18 protein-coding genes are annotated in these 15,404 nt (G+C 65.5%); 10 read left to right on the top strand and 8 right to left on the bottom strand.

Annotated elements, in window-relative coordinates; genetic code table 11:
* Window position 1: 1 nt before the first annotated feature.
* On the bottom strand, window positions 2-931 hold the full coding sequence (copD, locus tag IEX18_RS17285) for a copper homeostasis membrane protein CopD (RefSeq protein WP_188660883.1): 930 nt from the start codon (window positions 929-931) through the stop codon (window positions 2-4).
* Window position 932: 1 nt separating this feature from the next.
* Window positions 933-1,304 (bottom strand): copper homeostasis periplasmic binding protein CopC, encoded by a 372-nt coding sequence (gene copC, locus IEX18_RS17280; RefSeq protein WP_093008123.1) that lies wholly within the window; start codon window positions 1,302-1,304, stop codon window positions 933-935.
* Window positions 1,305-1,424: 120 nt separating this feature from the next.
* On the opposite strand from copC, the gene IEX18_RS17275 reads away from it, so the two are divergent.
* The 9 genes from IEX18_RS17275 (at window position 1,425) to IEX18_RS17235 (ending at window position 8,265) form a co-directional block, all read left to right on the top strand.
* Window positions 1,425-1,697, top strand: a complete 273-nt coding sequence (locus IEX18_RS17275) for a hypothetical protein (RefSeq protein ID WP_093008121.1) — start codon at window positions 1,425-1,427, stop codon at window positions 1,695-1,697.
* On the top strand, window positions 1,694-2,134 hold the full coding sequence (locus tag IEX18_RS17270) for a periplasmic heavy metal sensor (protein WP_041043253.1): 441 nt from the start codon (window positions 1,694-1,696) through the stop codon (window positions 2,132-2,134). The genes IEX18_RS17275 and IEX18_RS17270 overlap by 4 nt, the downstream gene beginning before the upstream one ends.
* On the top strand, window positions 2,131-2,700 hold the full coding sequence (locus IEX18_RS17265; protein ID WP_188660880.1) for an RNA polymerase sigma factor: 570 nt from the start codon (window positions 2,131-2,133) through the stop codon (window positions 2,698-2,700). Before IEX18_RS17270 ends, IEX18_RS17265 begins: the two co-directional genes overlap by 4 nt.
* A 67-nt stretch (window positions 2,701-2,767) precedes the next feature.
* Complete coding sequence (locus tag IEX18_RS17260) at window positions 2,768-4,738, top strand: copper resistance system multicopper oxidase (protein WP_066779353.1); 1,971 nt, start codon at window positions 2,768-2,770, stop codon at window positions 4,736-4,738.
* Between the two features lie 23 nt (window positions 4,739-4,761).
* Window positions 4,762-5,940 (top strand): copper resistance protein B, encoded by a 1,179-nt coding sequence (locus IEX18_RS17255; protein ID WP_184116743.1) that lies wholly within the window; start codon window positions 4,762-4,764, stop codon window positions 5,938-5,940.
* Window positions 5,931-6,668 carry a PepSY domain-containing protein gene (locus IEX18_RS17250; protein ID WP_066779346.1) on the top strand — a complete coding sequence of 246 codons (738 nt, stop codon included), beginning with the start codon at window positions 5,931-5,933 and terminating at the stop codon, window positions 6,666-6,668. The genes IEX18_RS17255 and IEX18_RS17250 overlap by 10 nt, the downstream gene beginning before the upstream one ends.
* A gap of 47 nt (window positions 6,669-6,715) precedes the next feature.
* On the top strand, window positions 6,716-7,315 hold the full coding sequence (locus IEX18_RS17245) for a DUF305 domain-containing protein (RefSeq protein WP_197420567.1): 600 nt from the start codon (window positions 6,716-6,718) through the stop codon (window positions 7,313-7,315).
* Between the two features lie 75 nt (window positions 7,316-7,390).
* On the top strand, window positions 7,391-7,765 hold the full coding sequence (locus IEX18_RS17240; protein ID WP_066779343.1) for a DUF305 domain-containing protein: 375 nt from the start codon (window positions 7,391-7,393) through the stop codon (window positions 7,763-7,765).
* A gap of 137 nt (window positions 7,766-7,902) precedes the next feature.
* Window positions 7,903-8,265 carry a DUF411 domain-containing protein gene (locus IEX18_RS17235; protein WP_184116771.1) on the top strand — a complete coding sequence of 121 codons (363 nt, stop codon included), beginning with the start codon at window positions 7,903-7,905 and terminating at the stop codon, window positions 8,263-8,265.
* 31 nt (window positions 8,266-8,296) lie between these two features.
* On the opposite strand, the gene IEX18_RS17230 is transcribed toward IEX18_RS17235, so the two are convergent.
* From IEX18_RS17230 to IEX18_RS17220, 3 genes are read right to left on the bottom strand one after another with little or no spacing between them, the layout of a single operon-like run.
* Entirely contained in the window at window positions 8,297-8,518 is a 222-nt protein-coding gene (locus IEX18_RS17230; protein ID WP_058733717.1) for a hypothetical protein, read from the bottom strand.
* A 45-nt stretch (window positions 8,519-8,563) separates the two neighbouring features.
* Complete coding sequence (locus IEX18_RS17225; RefSeq protein WP_133178094.1) at window positions 8,564-8,896, bottom strand: hypothetical protein; 333 nt, start codon at window positions 8,894-8,896, stop codon at window positions 8,564-8,566.
* 37 nt (window positions 8,897-8,933) lie between these two features.
* Window positions 8,934-9,701, bottom strand: coding sequence for a MauE/DoxX family redox-associated membrane protein (locus IEX18_RS17220; protein WP_444544615.1), 768 nt, complete (start codon window positions 9,699-9,701; stop codon window positions 8,934-8,936).
* Window positions 9,702-9,748: 47 nt separating this feature from the next.
* Here IEX18_RS17220 and IEX18_RS17215 point away from each other — a divergent pair, with 47 nt between their 5' ends.
* Window positions 9,749-10,156, top strand: a complete 408-nt coding sequence (locus IEX18_RS17215) for a MerR family transcriptional regulator (RefSeq protein WP_041043303.1) — start codon at window positions 9,749-9,751, stop codon at window positions 10,154-10,156.
* Window positions 10,157-10,194: 38 nt separating this feature from the next.
* Here IEX18_RS17215 and IEX18_RS17210 read toward each other — a convergent pair whose 3' ends face one another.
* The 3 genes from IEX18_RS17210 to IEX18_RS17200 all read right to left on the bottom strand — a co-directional run bounded on the left by IEX18_RS17210 (window position 10,195) and on the right by IEX18_RS17200 (window position 14,899).
* Window positions 10,195-10,746 carry a recombinase family protein gene (locus IEX18_RS17210; RefSeq protein ID WP_114688837.1) on the bottom strand — a complete coding sequence of 184 codons (552 nt, stop codon included), beginning with the start codon at window positions 10,744-10,746 and terminating at the stop codon, window positions 10,195-10,197.
* 348 nt (window positions 10,747-11,094) lie between these two features.
* Window positions 11,095-14,163, bottom strand: coding sequence for a hypothetical protein (locus IEX18_RS17205; RefSeq protein ID WP_188660877.1), 3,069 nt, complete (start codon window positions 14,161-14,163; stop codon window positions 11,095-11,097).
* Window positions 14,164-14,194: 31 nt separating this feature from the next.
* On the bottom strand, window positions 14,195-14,899 hold the full coding sequence (locus IEX18_RS17200) for a hypothetical protein (RefSeq protein WP_188660873.1): 705 nt from the start codon (window positions 14,897-14,899) through the stop codon (window positions 14,195-14,197).
* Window positions 14,900-15,404: the final 505 nt, after the last annotated feature.

Raw genomic sequence — 15,404 nt, 5'->3', positions numbered from 1 at the left:
CTTACATCGCCGTTGCGGGAGGCTCGAGCATCCCCAGCCAAGCAACCAGCGCCAGGATCGTGACGGCACAGCTCGCCTCGATCGCGAGGCTGCGCCGCAGAGCACCGAGCGCAGCCCGATGATCGCGCGCGGCAACTGAGCGCTCGAACGCCGGCGTCAGCCGAAAGCGATTGAGGGAGGCCAGCCCCAGCATCGCGCCGAACAGCGCCAGCTTGGCGAGGAGGAGCTGGCCGTACAGGGAGGTGGGAAGTCTTGGCAGATTGCTGGCACCGACCAGCAGCCAGCCATTCACCAGACCCGTCACAACGATCGTGCCGACAACGATCGTGCCGACCATACCGAAGCCGTGCAGCGCCCGGTGGGTCAGTCTGAGATGCGCGACGTCGACGCGAGCTGCCGGCCGCACCACGAGCAGCGTCAACCCGAGCAGTGCACCGACCCAGGCGCCGGCCGCCAACAGGTGCAGAATATCGGCCAATAGATGGACCCAGCCCGTCGCGCCCTCATCCATCGCGCCATGGCCCGTCCAAGCGAGCGTCGCGAGCGCAATGCCCGCCGCGAGCACCACCAGGCCGAGCGGCGCGGTACGTCCCGCCGCGATCAGCGCGGCGATCACGGCAACGATCAGCGCGACCATGCGCGCTTCCCACGCCGTGCCCGTCGCGGACCCGGTAAGCAGCATCCCGATCGCTTCCCAATCGATCGGCCACGCCGGCGCACCTGCCATCGCCGCTGCGAGGAGGACGAGCGCGATGCCGGAAAACAGAAGGCCGAGCAGCCCGGTCCCCACCAGCCAGGGGCGCAAGGCGAGTGCGTCTGCGCGCTCCCCGGCCTTGAGCCCGTAGAGGCTGAACGCCGACAGGCCGAACAGCCCGCTCAACGTCGCATAAAGCGCGAAGCGGACCCCGATCAGCGGCCAGTCGGCGTCCACCTCACTTCACCGCGAAGGCGAAGTTGCCGGACACCCGATGCGTGTCGGCCGAGACGACGTGCCATGCGACGCTGTAGCGGCCCGCACCGAGCGGCGACTTGGGCACCACGACCAGCGTTCGACCGTCGGGTGCAACCTGGGTGGTGGCTGCAACCTTCATCGGCGGGTGCGTGGCGCCGCCATGGCCCGTCATCATCAGGTCCGCGCCAGAGAATTTCGGCATCAGCTTCTCGCTGAACTGCAAAGCGACACGCGCGGGCTTGGCAACGGTCGCGTTGGGCGCGGGTGAGGCCACAACGAGCTTCGGGTGAGCCTGCGCCGCACTGGCGAGGCTCAGGAGAGCGAGGGCGGCAGGAAGGGCGAGACTACGCATGAGGTACTCCGACGAGGTTCGTGCACCCTTCTACGCGGCGCGCTGCCCGACCCCTCACCAGCTGTTGAGGGATGATGGGCAGCGATGCGTATCCGGTGATAGAGGGGCGGAGTGGAAAGCATGGACGATCTAGACAGAGCATTGGCGCGACTAGCGGGCGCACCCGCCCCGGCCGCGTTGGAGGGTATCGAGGACCAGATCCTCGCACGGATCGGCAGCCGCCCCGCCGTGCGCGGGGCCGGGCTCGGGATCGGTGTGATAACCGCCGCGGCGCTCGGTATCGGGATCGTCGGTGCCGAGCTGCCCGCGACGGCAAGCCCTGCTGTCTCGCTCGCGCCGCTCGGCGGAGCCTCCCCCCTCGCTCCTTCCGCGTTGCTGATCGGCGAGCCATGACCTCGACCAAGCGGGTTGTCCTGTGCGCCTTGCTCGCCTTCCTGGCAGCGATTGGTGGTGTCTTTATCGGGCGCGCGCTGCTGCCGCAGCCCAAGCAACCCGGTGCGGCGCTCCACGAGGTGCTGCACCACAAGCTCGCGCTCGATGGCGACCAGCAGGCCCGATTGAAGGTGCTCGAAGACCGGTTCGCGGTGCAACGCCGCGCCCTCGAGCTGGAGATGCGTGCCGCCAATGCCCGCCTTGCCGAGGCGATCGAGGCCGAGCACGGCAATGGTCCGCGGGTGGCCGCTGCGGTCGACCAGAGCCATGCCGCGATGGGCGAGCTGCAGAAGGCGACGCTGGCGCACATCTTCGCCATGCGTCAGCTTCTCCGGCCCGATCAGACCTCTCAATTCGATGACGCGGTGGTGAAGGCGCTCACCGACGGCCAGGGGTGAGCCTCGATTGGACCGCGCTGTCGGATGGCGAACTGGCGACGCTCAGCATCGACGGCCGACAAGCCGCTTTCGCCGAGATCGTGCGACGCTATCGGCAGCCGATGTTCCGGCTTTCGCGCGCCTTCCTCGGCGATGCCGACGAAGCGCTGGACGTGACGCAGGAAGCGTTTGTGGCCGCGCATCAGGCCTTGTCGCGCTACGACCCCAACCGATCGATGCAGGCGTGGCTAACGACCATCGCCGTCAACAAATGCCGCGATTGGGCGCGTAAGCGTGCCGTGCGCCGGTTTCTGTCGTTCGCGCTGCCGAACGACGAACAGGTCCAGAGCATCGTCGACGAACAGGTGCCGATCGACGACGCAGCCGGCGATCGGCAGGAACTCGATCGTGTGACCCGCGCCATCTCGACCTTGCCCGCGAACCTGAAGGAGCCTTTGGTACTTCGGACGATCGAAGGCCTGAGCCAGGCCGAGACGGCCGAGGTGCTGGGGATCAGCCAGAAGGCGGTCGAAACCCGCCTGTATCGCGCGCGGGCGCGGCTGCTCGAAAAACTCGGGAACCGCTGAGGGCTGGACGGATCGGCCGCGTAGAAGAAGCGACGGCCCTTTCACGGCCCCATTCTTAGGAGCTTGCATGTCGCGCGTTCTCGACCGCCGCCAGGTGCTGCGCGGTGCCAGTCTGGCAGGAGGCGGCCTCGCCTTGTCGGCCTATATGCCGGCATGGGCACAGCCCGTCTCCGCCGGCATCGCCAAGCCGTTGCCCACGGTGTCGGGCGAGGACATCACGCTCAAGGTCGCGCATCAGATGATGATGATCGACGGGCGGCAGAGCCACGCCATCGGCATCAACGGCACCGTGCCCGCGCCGCTCATCCGCTTGCGCGAGGGACAGAACGTCCGCCTCCACGTCGTCAACGAGCTCGACGAGGAAACCTCGATCCACTGGCATGGGCTGCTGCTGCCCTTTCAGATGGACGGGGTGCCGGGGATCGCCTTCCCCGGCATTCCGGCGCGCTCGACCTTCACCTACGAGTTCCCGATCATCCAGAGCGGGACCTACTGGTATCACAGCCATTCCGGGCTTCAGGAGCAGGAGGGACACTACGGCCCGATCCTGATCGATCCGAAGAATCCCGATCCGGTGAAGTTCGACCGGGAGCACGTGATCGTGCTGTCCGACCACAGCTTCCACCACCCGCACTACCTCTTCGATCGGTTGAAGAAGGAGTCGGGCTACTTCAACCGCCAGCGCCAGACCCTGGCCGGGCTTCTCGCCGGCAAGGATCAGTCGCTGAAAGAGCGGTTGGAGTGGGGCAAGATGCGGATGGACCCCGCCGACGTCGCCGACGTCACGGGCTCGGTCTACACCTACCTGGTCAACGGCTACGGCCCCAAGGACAATTGGACCGCGCTATTCCGCCCCGGCGAGCGGGTGCGGCTGCGCTTCATCAACGCCTCGTCGATGACCACCTTCAACGTCCGCATTCCGGGCCTGCCGATGACGATCGTCGCGGCCGACGGCTTGAACGTGCGCCCGGTCGAGATCGACGAGTTCCAGTTCGGCCCGGCCGAGACCTATGACGCGATCGTCACCCCGCCCGACCTGCGCGCCTATACGCTGGTCGGTGAGAGCATCGATCGCTCCGGCATGGCCCGCGCGACGCTCGCTCCGCGCGAGGGCATGGCGGCCGAGGTGCCCCCGCTCCGCAAGCGCCCGCTCGCGACCATGAAGGACATGGGCATGGGCGGCATGGATCATGGCACGATGGACCACGGCGGCATGAATCATGGCGCCATGGGCGGCGCTGCGGGTTCGATGTCCGGCATGGACCATGCTGCGATGGGGCATGGCGCGGGCACCGGCGCAATGCCGGGTATGGATCATTCCCAAATGAACCACGGCGCGGCCGGCACCGCGGCAGGCGGCATGGCAGGCATGGACCACGGCCAGGCTCAGGGCGGCGCCATGGCCGGTATGGACCATGGCTCCGGCACGATGCCGGCGATGAACGGCGATCAGATGGGCGGGATGGACATGGGCGGCATGAGCCATTCCATGCGCGATTTCAGCAATGCCCCCGAGGTTAAAAAGGGACCGGGCGTGCAGACCATCTCGCCGATGCCGGTCGATCGGACCGGCGATCCCGGGCAGGGGCTGGAGAATGTCGGGCATCGCGTTCTCACCTATCGCGACCTGATGGCGCTCGACCGCAACCCGGACACACGCGCACCGGAGCGGGAGATCAAGCTCCACCTCACCGGCAACATGGAGCGCTATATGTGGGGCTTCGACGGCGAGAAGCTGTCGGAGAACCCCGACCCGATCACGCTGCTTCACGGCGAGCGGGTACGGGTGACGCTCATCAACGACACGATGATGGGACATCCGATCCACATCCACGGCCACTTCTTCGACCTGGTGACCGGCAAGGGCGCCTACGCCCCCCGAAAGCATACGGTGCTGGTGCAGCCGGGAGGCACGGTGAGCTGGGACGTGACCGGCGAGGAAGGCGACTGGGCCTTCCACTGCCACATGCTCTACCACATGCACGCGGGCATGATGCGCGTTGTCCAGGTCCGCAAGGCCGGGGAGGCCGCGGCGTGATCCGGTCGCTCCTCCTCGCCGGTATGGCGCCGCTCGGCCTTGCGACACCCGCATTCGGGCAGACCATGGACCATTCCATGCACAACATGCCGGGCATGACGATGCCGGCAAAGCCGGCCGCCAAGCCGAAGGCGAAAGCCGCGGCCAAGTCCGCGACTAAGCGTAAGGCTCCCGTCCGATGCACCGCGCCGCGGCGCGCGCAACCGGCGAAGACGCAGGCTGCCGACCCTCATGCCGGGCATGACATGAGCGGGATGCAGGGAATGGATATGAGCGGTCAGCAGCAGGCTGCGCCCACCCAGAACCCGCACGCCGGTCACGATATGTCTGCTATGCCGGGCATGGCAGCATCGACAGGTGCGGGGCAGGACCCGCATGCCGGCCACGACATGAGCACGATGCCGGGCATGGCGATGCCCGGCGATCAGCCCGCTGCCAAGGTCGGAACCGACCTTCCCCCCGGCAACAAGCCCGCTCCCGCTCCGGCCGGGGACCACCTCGCCGATCGTTTCTGGGGCGCGGACGCCATGGCCAGCTCGCGCGAGAACGATCTACGCCGCGAGCATGGCGGAATGACCGTCTATCAGATCCTCTTCAATCTCGCCGAATATCAGGCTCGCAAGGGTGGCGACGGCTATCGCTGGGATGGCGAGGCCTGGATCGGGGGCGACATCAATCGCTTTACGCTAAAGAGCGAGGGCGAAGGCACGTTCGGCAAGCCGCTCGAACAGGCCGAGGTGCAGGCGCTCTACAGCCGCGCGCTCGATCCATACTGGAACCTTCAGGCGGGCGTTCGCTACGACTTCAAGCCCAACCCCTCGCGCACCTACGCGACGGTAGGGATCGAGGGGCTGGCCCCCGGTTGGTTCGAGGTGGAGGGCGCATTGTTCCTCTCCGACAAGGGCGACGTGCTTGGCCGTGCGGAGGGCTATTACGACCAGCGCATCACCAACTGGTTCGTGCTCCAGCCTAGGGTGGAGGCCAATTTCTCCGCGCAGGACGTGCCCGAAACCGGCACCGGCTCCGGGCTCACGGACCTCGAGGCCGGGCTTCGGCTTCGCTACGAGGGCCGGCGCGAGTTCGCGCCCTACATCGGCGTGTCGTGGGAGCGGCAGTTCGGCGACACCGCGCGCTTCACCCGCGCACGCGGTGACAATACGGGCGGCTTCAGCTTCGTCGCGGGCGTGAGGACCTGGTTCTGAGCCCGCGGCTCCGCCTCCATGTCGGGGCAAGCAAGGTTCACCGCTGGCTTGCGCTCCTGATCGGGGCGCAGGCGATCGTCTGGTTCACCAGCGGGCTCGTCATGAGCCTGCTGCCGATCGACACCGTGCATGGCGATCACCGGATCGACCGGAACGTCGAACCGGCCCTGATCGCCACTCAGGATTTCGCGCCCGTCCCTGCCCTTCTCGCATCGGCCGGAGCGCCGGTGCGTCAGCTCCAGCACCGGATGCTGCTGGGGCGGCCGATCGTCGAAGCCCAGCTCGGCGACGGCAAGGTGCGTTTGCTGGACGCCCGCACCGCAAAGCCGCTGCCCCCGGTCGACGGCCCGGCCGCAGCGCTGATCGCAAGGCAGGCGTATCGCGGCGAAACTGGTTCGGCGCCCGTCGTCGAGCGGATCGAGCGCCCCAGCACCGAGTACCGCGGTGCCCTCCCCGCCTGGCGTGCTTCCTTCCCCGACACCGACGGAACCCGCATCTACGTCGCGGCGGAGACTGGCCGGCTGACATCGGTGCGAACCGGCACGTGGCGGCTCTACGACTTCTTCTGGGGACTCCACATCATGGATTGGACCGAGCACGAACGGTTCAACACGCCGTGGCTCAACGCCTTCGCAGCGGGGGGACTCGTGTTCGCCGTCGCCGGGGCAATCCTGCTCTTCATGCGCTGGCCCCGTCGACGCCGCAGAAAAGCTCAAGGGGTCCGCTAGAGAGCCGCGTATCCTTCAGTGGGTGGGGCCGAACAGGAGAGCGCGACATGGACCACGACCCCAATTCCAAACAGGGCGGCGCTATGGGGATGAGCTACGGGCGCTTCGCCGCGATGATCGTGACGTCGACGGTCGTGATGTTCGGCCTCATGTATCTCAACACTTACGCGCTGAGCCACGTCGAATACAGCCAGACCAGGACATGGATGGCGATCGTTATGGGCGCCGTGATGGCGCTCATCATGATCGGCTTCATGTGGAGCATGTACCCCAACCGGAAGGCCAATCTCGGCATCGTGGCGGCCTCGATCGTGGTGTTCGCCGGCGCCTTGTGGCTTGTCCGCAGCCAGGAGACGGTCGGCGACGTCGCGTATATGAAGGCCATGATCCCGCATCACTCGATCGCGATCATGACCAGCGAGCGAGCGCACATCAAAGACCCCGAGGTGCGCAAGCTCGCAGACGGGATCATCGACGCCCAGGTCCGCGAGATCGCGCAGATGAAGCGCTACATCGCTCGGCTCGAGGCGCACCCGACGCCCGATAATGCGCCCGACCTCCCCTCCTATCGCGACAAGCAGGTGCCTCCCCCGCCCCCCGAAACCGACGAGAGCGTCGGCATCAACACGCTTCAGCCGATCCGCTGAGCAACATCGCTTGAGGGCTAATCGTTTGAAGCCCGTATCCCTGTTGAGCGGGGGCTTTGACGCAGGAGCGACACGATGAAGAAGATGATGATTTTGGCCGTCGCGGCCGCCCTCGGCGCGGTCCCCGCGGTCGCCCAGATGCAGGGCATGGACCATTCCGGCATGAACCATGGGCAGATGATGCGGCCGACGCCGGCGAACCCGTACCCGCAGGCCGAGATGGACATGCATCAGAAGATGATGTCGGCGATGGGTGCGGATGCCACCGAGACGTGGGTCCGCAAGATGGTCGAGCACCACCGCGGCGGCATCGCCATGTCGCGTATCGTGCTGCGCGAAACCAAGGATCCCAAGGTTCGCCAGATGGCCACCAAGACGATCGCAGAGCAGACCCGCGAGATCGGCGAGTTGAACGCCTGGCTGCGGGCGCATGGCAAGAGCGCCCAGTAATCGACTATCGTCCCTCCCCCCGTCACCGTGCGGGGGGATGGCCACCCGGGAACTCAGATATGGATCGCTTTCGCCTTCTCGCCGCCGCGCTGGCGTGCGCTACCCCTGCGGGGGCTCTCGCTGCAGGTCCCGTCCTGATGCATCGCGACCCGGGTTGCCCCTGTTGCGAGAAATGGGCGCAGCAGGTGAAGGCGCAGTTCGGCCGCGCCGTCCGCGTCGTCGACGATGCGAACCGGCCGGCGTTCATGAAGGCACGCGGTGTACCTCAGGACCTCGCCTCGTGTCACACTGCCATCATCGACGGTATGACCTTCGAGGGCCACGTCCCGATCGCCGACATGAAGCGCGCCCTTGCCACGCATCCGAAGGGCGTCACCGGCCTCGCTGTCGTCGGAATGCCGATGGGCTCACCCGGCATGGAAATGCCGGGCATGAAGGCCCAGGCCTATGACGTGATCGCGTTTGGGCTGAGCGGCCGCAGAGTGTTCGCCCGCCATTGAAAAAGGGAGGCGCGAACGCCTCCCTCTCCGCTTACTTCTTCTGCATGCCCGACATGTCGTGACCGGCGTGCTCGCCGTGCTTCATGTCCTTCATGTCGGCGCAACAATCCTTCTTCGCGCCGTCCTTGTCCTTGCAGCAGTCGGCGCCATCCTTGCAGCACTCCTTCCCGGCGCAGCAGTCAGCGGCGGCAAAGGCCGTGGCGGGAACGAGAGCGAGCGCGATGGCCGCGCCGATGAACTTGATGGTCTTCATGTGTAATTTTCCTCGAATGCACTGATTGATTGGAATCCACGTCGATCAGGCGGTTCGAGGAGGTGGCGGCGCAGGACCGCCCGAGCGACCAACAAGGGCATGAGGCTCGGGTGCGGGCAGGTTCGTCCGCACGGCGAGCTGCGGCGCGGGAGACGTGTGAACGTCGAGGACCGTCGCGATGCAGGCTCCTACGCAGTCCACCGAAGGGGCCTTTTTCACGGGCGTGGGCGGCGCTCGATCGCAATCGGCCATTCCGGCATGCGCCTCCGCAGGCGGAGCAGCCTGCGCGATGGCCTCGCACATTGGGCCCATCCGCACGAACAGCATCGCGCCCAGCAGGAGCAGCGCGAGTGTGCGGGCGAGGCGGCCGAAGCTCATGCGGCCCTTCTAGGCTGCGCCGGGACGCTGCACCAGATCAGTGCGCGACGCCCAGCACCATCCAGATCGCCATGGCGACCATCATCACGTTCTCGGTGAGCGACAGGAAGCCCAGCGGCACATTGCTGTCACCGCCCACGCACGCGCATTTCAGCTCGCGCTTGTCGACATACACGGCCTTGACGACCGAGACCGCCCCGATCGTCCCGATCACCAGCGCGATCGGCACCGACAACCAGGTCAATACGCCGGCCGCCATCAGCACGCCCGCCGCGCCTTCCGCGTAGGGGTAGATATAGGAGTATGGCACCCAGCGCTTCGCGAGCAAGTCGTAGTTGAGGAACATGGTCGCGAACTTCTCGACGTTCTGGAGCTTCAACAGCGCCAGCACACACATGGAGAAGGCGATGAACCACTCACCGGCGCGTACCGTGAAGGGTGTGCCGAGCACGGCATAGCTGGCCGCCAGCGCCATTAATGCCGTCATCGCGAACACAACCGCGACCGGCCGGTAGGTCACCGCCTTGGGGTCGGCCACGGTCTTGCCGAAAAACCGGCGCAGATCGTCGTAGCCGCCTACCCGCTCGCCACCGATGAAGGTCTGGGGTGTCGTTTTGACCCCGTGCTCGGCTTTGAATGCGTCGGTTTCCTCGCGCGTCGTCAGCCAATGGTCCTCGACCTCGTAGCCGCGTCGGTGCAGCAGGTCCTTTGCCTTCAAGCCGTAGGGGCAGGTGTGCGTCGGCATCACCATGCGGTAGATCGTTGCCTTCTTGGGCGCCGCGGTCGCCATGTTCTTCTCCACCATGTTCGCGACACCTATATAGGGGCCGTACTATGGTACGGAGTCAAGGCATGGCCGACGTGACAATTGCGGGGCTCGCGCGCGAGGGCGGCGTCGGTGTAGAAACGGTCCGCTATTATCAGCGCAGAGGGTTGCTCGAGACGCCGGAGAGGCCTGAAGGATCGGGCTCGAATGGCGGTATTCGCCGCTACACAGCAGACGATGTTCGCCGGCTCCGGTTCATCCGATCGGCGCAGGCCGCTGGCTTCACGTTGGAGCAGATCGGAGAACTGGTGGCGCTGGACGCGACCGACGATCGCGCTCGGGCACGCCAGCTTGCCAACGAGCGGATCGCGGCGCTGGATGCGAAGATCCAGGAGCTGAAGCGCGTGCGCGCATCACTCCAGCGGCTTGCTCATGAATGTGGGTCGGGCTCGGAAGGCCCCTGCCCCATTCTAACCGCGTTCGACGCCGACTGATCCGGTCGGTGCTATACCCCTTCCGCGCTGATCGCCTCTTATTCCGGCGCGGGAAGGTGGCGGTAGAGTGTCGGGACCGAGACGCCGATCGCCGGCGCGATCTCGCGCATCGGCATTCCGGAGGCCAGGAGCTTGCGGGCGGCCTCGAGCCGCTTGGGCGTCATCACTGTCTTGCGGCCGCCTACCCTGCCCTCGCGCTTCGCCACCATCAGTGCGGCCGTCGTGCGCTCGCGGTTCAGGTCCCGCTCCATTTCCGCCATGGCCGCCATGATGTGGAAGACGAGCTTGCCGGCGGTGCCGGCGGTATCGATCCCGTCCGTCAGCGAGCGGAAGCCGATACCCCGCTCCGCCAGCTCGGCCGCAAGATCGACCAGGCCTTTCATCGTCCGGCCGAGCCGGTCGAGCTTCCAGACCACCAGCACGTCGCCGGCGCGAGCGTGTGACAGGGCATCGGCCAAGCCGATCCGGTTCGCCTTCGCACCGCTCGCCTTGTCGCTGAAGGTCCGCTCACACCCCGCTTCGCGTAGTGCGTCGAGTTGCGGCGTCAGATCCTGTTCGGGGGTCGACACCCGCGCATAGCCGATCAGCATGGCACCTTCTCAAAACTCATCTCACGTGCCTAACACGACCAACCGCAATCGAGAATGTGTTTTGATACACGCTCCGCGCCTGCTAGACGTTCTCACATGGGCGCGGATCAAAATCGATCGTTTGTGAGAAAACTCTGATCTGGTGCTTCACTCGCAATCGACCGTCGTCCGCGCAGACCCACATGTGGACGTTCAGGCCGCCCTGCTCGCTTCCCAGCTTCGGTCGGTCATTCATGTACGCTGATCCGTCGCCGTGAACGAGGTGTAGAGGACGCGGATTGGCAAAAAGTGGGGACATTTCCGCCCTTCCAGCCGACGGTTCCGAGCGGCTGCTTTGGCTGGAAACGGTCAGCCGAGGCGCTTTAGGAACGGGTTGCCATAGAGCGACATCGCCAGGCTACGCGAGAGGTCCATGCTGGTAGCCGCCGCCACCTCCGCGTTGGCCGCGCCGTAGGCGTCAAGCAACGGAACGTCGTCCTTCCACTTCGCAAGAAACGATCCTAGCCAGGGCCGGACCATGTTGAACGGTATTGGCCAGGCAGGGCTTATGACCGCATCCACGCCCTTGTCGAGGAGCCGGTGGGCGATGCCGACCACGCCCCCGCTCTCCGGATGCTGGTCGAGGCGGCCGCCGGAGCAAACGAAGAGGAGGACCACGCGGCTAGAGCGGAGCGCATCGACCATGTGCCTCAGGTCGGTCTGCTGGGCCTTGTCGTCGCTGACTCCCTGGAAGAAGCGGTTGCTCTCTGCGAGCCCGCCATGCGCACCCACGATCGCCAGATCCGCCGATGCCATCTCGATTGGCACCGCCGATTGCGTGTGCAGAGGAATTCCGGCCTTCTCGAGCACATCCTCGACCTCGCCGCTCATCAGGCTGAGCGTGTCCATGTAGTAGCCGTCCGCCCCGACCGGGATCCATGCCGCCGCACTCCCGTCGCCCACACGCGCTGACCGGATCGACGCCTTCAACCATGAAAGTGAAGGTGCCATCGCGAGGGAGCGGCTGGTCCCCGCGAGATCGTCGCCAACGGTGAGGACGTTCGGAGGCATGGGCGAGAGGTCGCCAGACAGAATGATTGCGCGCTCCGGCAGGGTCGGAATCCCGAGCCGGTCAGTTGCGCCACGAAACTGTTCTACCGGTAGGCCCGGTTTTCCGTAGCGCCGGGGCCACGCCTGCTGCCAGACGCGGATCTGCGCCGGGTCAAACACCTCCTTGCCGACAGCAACCGGAGGCGTCGGACCGGTCGCATCGACGGTCATCATCATGAGCCCGTCACCGTCCAGCGCCATGCCCACGACAGGAACGCCGAGCGCAGCGATCTCCGTTGCTACCGCGAGCGGCTGTTCGGGAGCGCTCAATAGACGCTCCGCAGCTTTGACCTCCGGCCCTGTCCCGTGGACGCCCACTCCTTGGCTGCCGAGCACTTCCAGCGCGTAGGCGAAGCTGAGCGGGTCGCCGTTCACAGCAGCTGCGCGCGCAAGCCGACTGGCCATCGTGCGCGCCAGCCGCAGATCGTAACTGACGTCGTCGTTGTATCGCGCTGGCGCGATCCGTCCGGCGATGGAGGCCACGAGGGCCGCCTCCGGCAGGCGTCCGGCTGCGGAAACCAAAGTGCGATGGGGCGGCGCAAGGCGGTCGTTCAGGCTCTCCATCGCCGTCGTCGCGGCCACGGGTATCTCGACCCCCTCCTCCTCCGCGCGGTCGACGAGCTGGCGCAGCATGACCGCAGCCGGAAGAGCTTCGTCGCCTGCCTCGAGAACGGCTTCGGCGTTCATCACCGCTGCCTCCAGAAGACGACCGGCGGTCCAGGCGTCCTTCTCTCCGACTTGGCTTCGACGCAACTGCGCGTGCAATTCAAGCGTGTCCAAGCGTGAGCCATAGCCCTTCGCCTCCGGAATGCCTTTGGCCACCTCTCGAAGGCTCGTCACGACGTCGACCGCCGCATCAGCGACTCCCAGATCGCGGAGGATGCGCAGCAGCACGCTCCGCTCCTCCCACATCTCCCGCCAGGTGCGACTTGACGGCAGCTCGAAAGCCGCGGCCAGAACGAGAAGCGCTTCGCGGTATTTCCCTACACGCGCATAGATGTCCGCGAACGCAGCGAATGCGGCGCGTCGCCTATCCGGGCGGTCGCCGGCCACAAGCAGCACGAGCTCCGCGATATCGCGCGCAAGTTGGGGTCGTCCGCTCATGCTTGCCTTCACCGCGGTCCCCCGAAGTACCGGCAGATCCGCGTCCGGATCCTCCGCCATCGGCGCAGCGGATATCGCGACCGCCCCGAACTGCCTCAGCAAAGTCTCTTCCACCGGATCGTCGGGTTCGGGGGCATGCCGGTCAACCATCACGAGAATGCCGTGCAGGAATGCATCGGGATCCTCGCGAAGCACCTCGCGTGGCACGAAGTGCCTGCCCGGCACGATGACGCCCTCACCTTCCTTCGCGAGCCAGCGAAGCACCCTCTGCATGGCCTTGGGCAACCTCCCCATATCGTCGAGACCAGCGCTCTCCTTCTCAGCTCCGGGAACGGGATCTGGCTGCCGGAGAGCCTTCTCCACGACGTTCATGACCATCACGGCTATGCCCGCCACTCCGGCGTTGTCGGCGTCCAGCAGGTCGGCGACGCTGGTGCGAGCGTAGCCTGCCGCCGGGTGCTCGGCGAGGAAGGCTGCGCAAACGTCCATCATTCTCGACATGGCGGCACGATCAACGATGCCGCTGTCGGAGTTGAGCGATCGCGACAGAAGCCCTCGGGCGAACACGAACCATGTCTCGTCCCAGGCGACGTCGCCGTGAAGCAGCATTTCGACGGCGTCGTCCCGTCGCGACGCCCGCTCCAACGAAAGCATGATTTCGCGCTGGATGTCCGACCGCCAGTCCGGCTTCCCTCGCGAAAGGTCCGCTGCGAGCTTGCCCGGATCATCAAGCCCTGAGCCTTCATTGCCTTTGGCAAGAAGCCCAAAGACTTCGCCGATCTCGCGCTCCCGATCGTCAGACGCCTTCTCGAGAAGCCCCGCAGCTTCGCCGTATCTTCCTTCTTGAGCAGCCTCCCTGGCGTCCACGGACTTGAGCAGTTCGGAGCTGGGGTAGAGCCCGCGCAGCCGCTCGCGGGTTGCCTCGATTAGAGGACGGCGCCGAGTGTCCCGCGCGACCTTCAATGCCTCTTCGAGATCGTTGGCCGCGATCAGATGCGGCAGGGCCCGCTCGACTAGATCCTGTGCAAAGTCGTCGCGATCGACGCCTGCGGCGATCCGCGCGACCCCTAGAAGATTCTCGCTCCTCAAGTCCGATATGATGTCGCCGGATTCGTCTAGGATCCGGCTCACCTCGTCGCGGAGGTTGGCGCGCTCAAGCACGACGAGCTTCAGAACCCACTTCTGAAGATCTGAGAAATCGGCATCACCCTCGATCAGCGACATCGCCTTCCCAATGTCGCCGCTCGCGGCGGCGTCATATGCAAGTTCGACCTTCGCGATGACTTGCTCGGGCGTGAGAAGCTGCTCGTAGCCCCCCCCCGCAGAGACCGACGTCGCCTGCAGACCTGAGCAACTCCATGTTCCTTGCTCGCTCTGGAAAGAACTGACCAATGTCGAGGACGATGTAGGCTTCCGACGCCTTCGCTCGTCGCTCCGCCAAGAGCATTGTCTCTTTCAAATGCGCCGACCAGATGTCCTCTGGAAGGGAGCGGCCCGGATGAGCGAGAGCCAAGGCTGACGAACGGTAATGCGACGCTTCGCCGACGATCAGGACCTCGTGCTTCGTCATAACTTCGAAGTGCGCGTCGAGAGAGGTCATCTCGAAATCAGCTGCGTGAACTATCGCCAGCTTGTCGAAAGTCTTGTCGACGAAGCCGTCGATACCCTCCTCCGGGGCGCCAAACCGCTCGAGCCCGCGCCTGATCCCCATCTTAAGCTGATCGATCATTACGGCGGCGTCACGCCCAGCGAAAGGCGGGAGGACGATGCGCACGGCTTCCGCCGTCGGACGCTTTCCTCTTCCGTCATACCAAGAGATGAAGGTAGCGATCTCTCCAAGGCGAGTGATGCTCTCATGCCTGCCTAGCGCAAAGACATCGGCGTTCGACCACTGAAAGCACCGGAGGACGAAACCCAGCAGCTCATCGTCCTTCACTTCGATATTTCCCGTTTCACTCACGATGTTCTCCCAGAGCTTTCACTCAACCCAGCGCCCGCGCTCATAGGAATGCGGCGCTGCAAGCGCAGCGGCCGCCACCATCCGGCACGACCAACAGGCAAAAGCACGCAAACAAGCCGGATAGCGAAGCATATGCTACTTGGTCGGGCTGCGATTTCGGACTTGTCGCGGCCGTCGCGTAGATCATTCAGTGACAGTAGCTAGACATTCCCGCGGTGGCGGGAATGGGCTTGATCGTGGTTGGCGTCATCGTGATAAACGTACTCTCGTAGACTGCTACTCACTTATCGATCGGATCGGCAGTTTTCGGGCCTTGCGTGGCAGCGACTAAGCGATCGGATTTGGGCGCAAAGCCGACCCACTGATTCACTTGCCCCGTTTGGCGGGTTTCGGAAAGAGCCGACGCTCATGTGTAGGGCGGTGACAAACCCGGCCACGGGAGCGCCGGCATAGGTGCCGGTGCGGCGGAGAGAAATCCTGCCAGTGGTAAGCTGCTCCATTTGGG

Source organism: Sphingomonas metalli (assembly GCF_014641735.1).
GTDB lineage: Bacteria > Pseudomonadota > Alphaproteobacteria > Sphingomonadales > Sphingomonadaceae > Sphingomonas > Sphingomonas metalli.
This window is presented reverse-complemented; position numbering and strand designations above follow the sequence as displayed.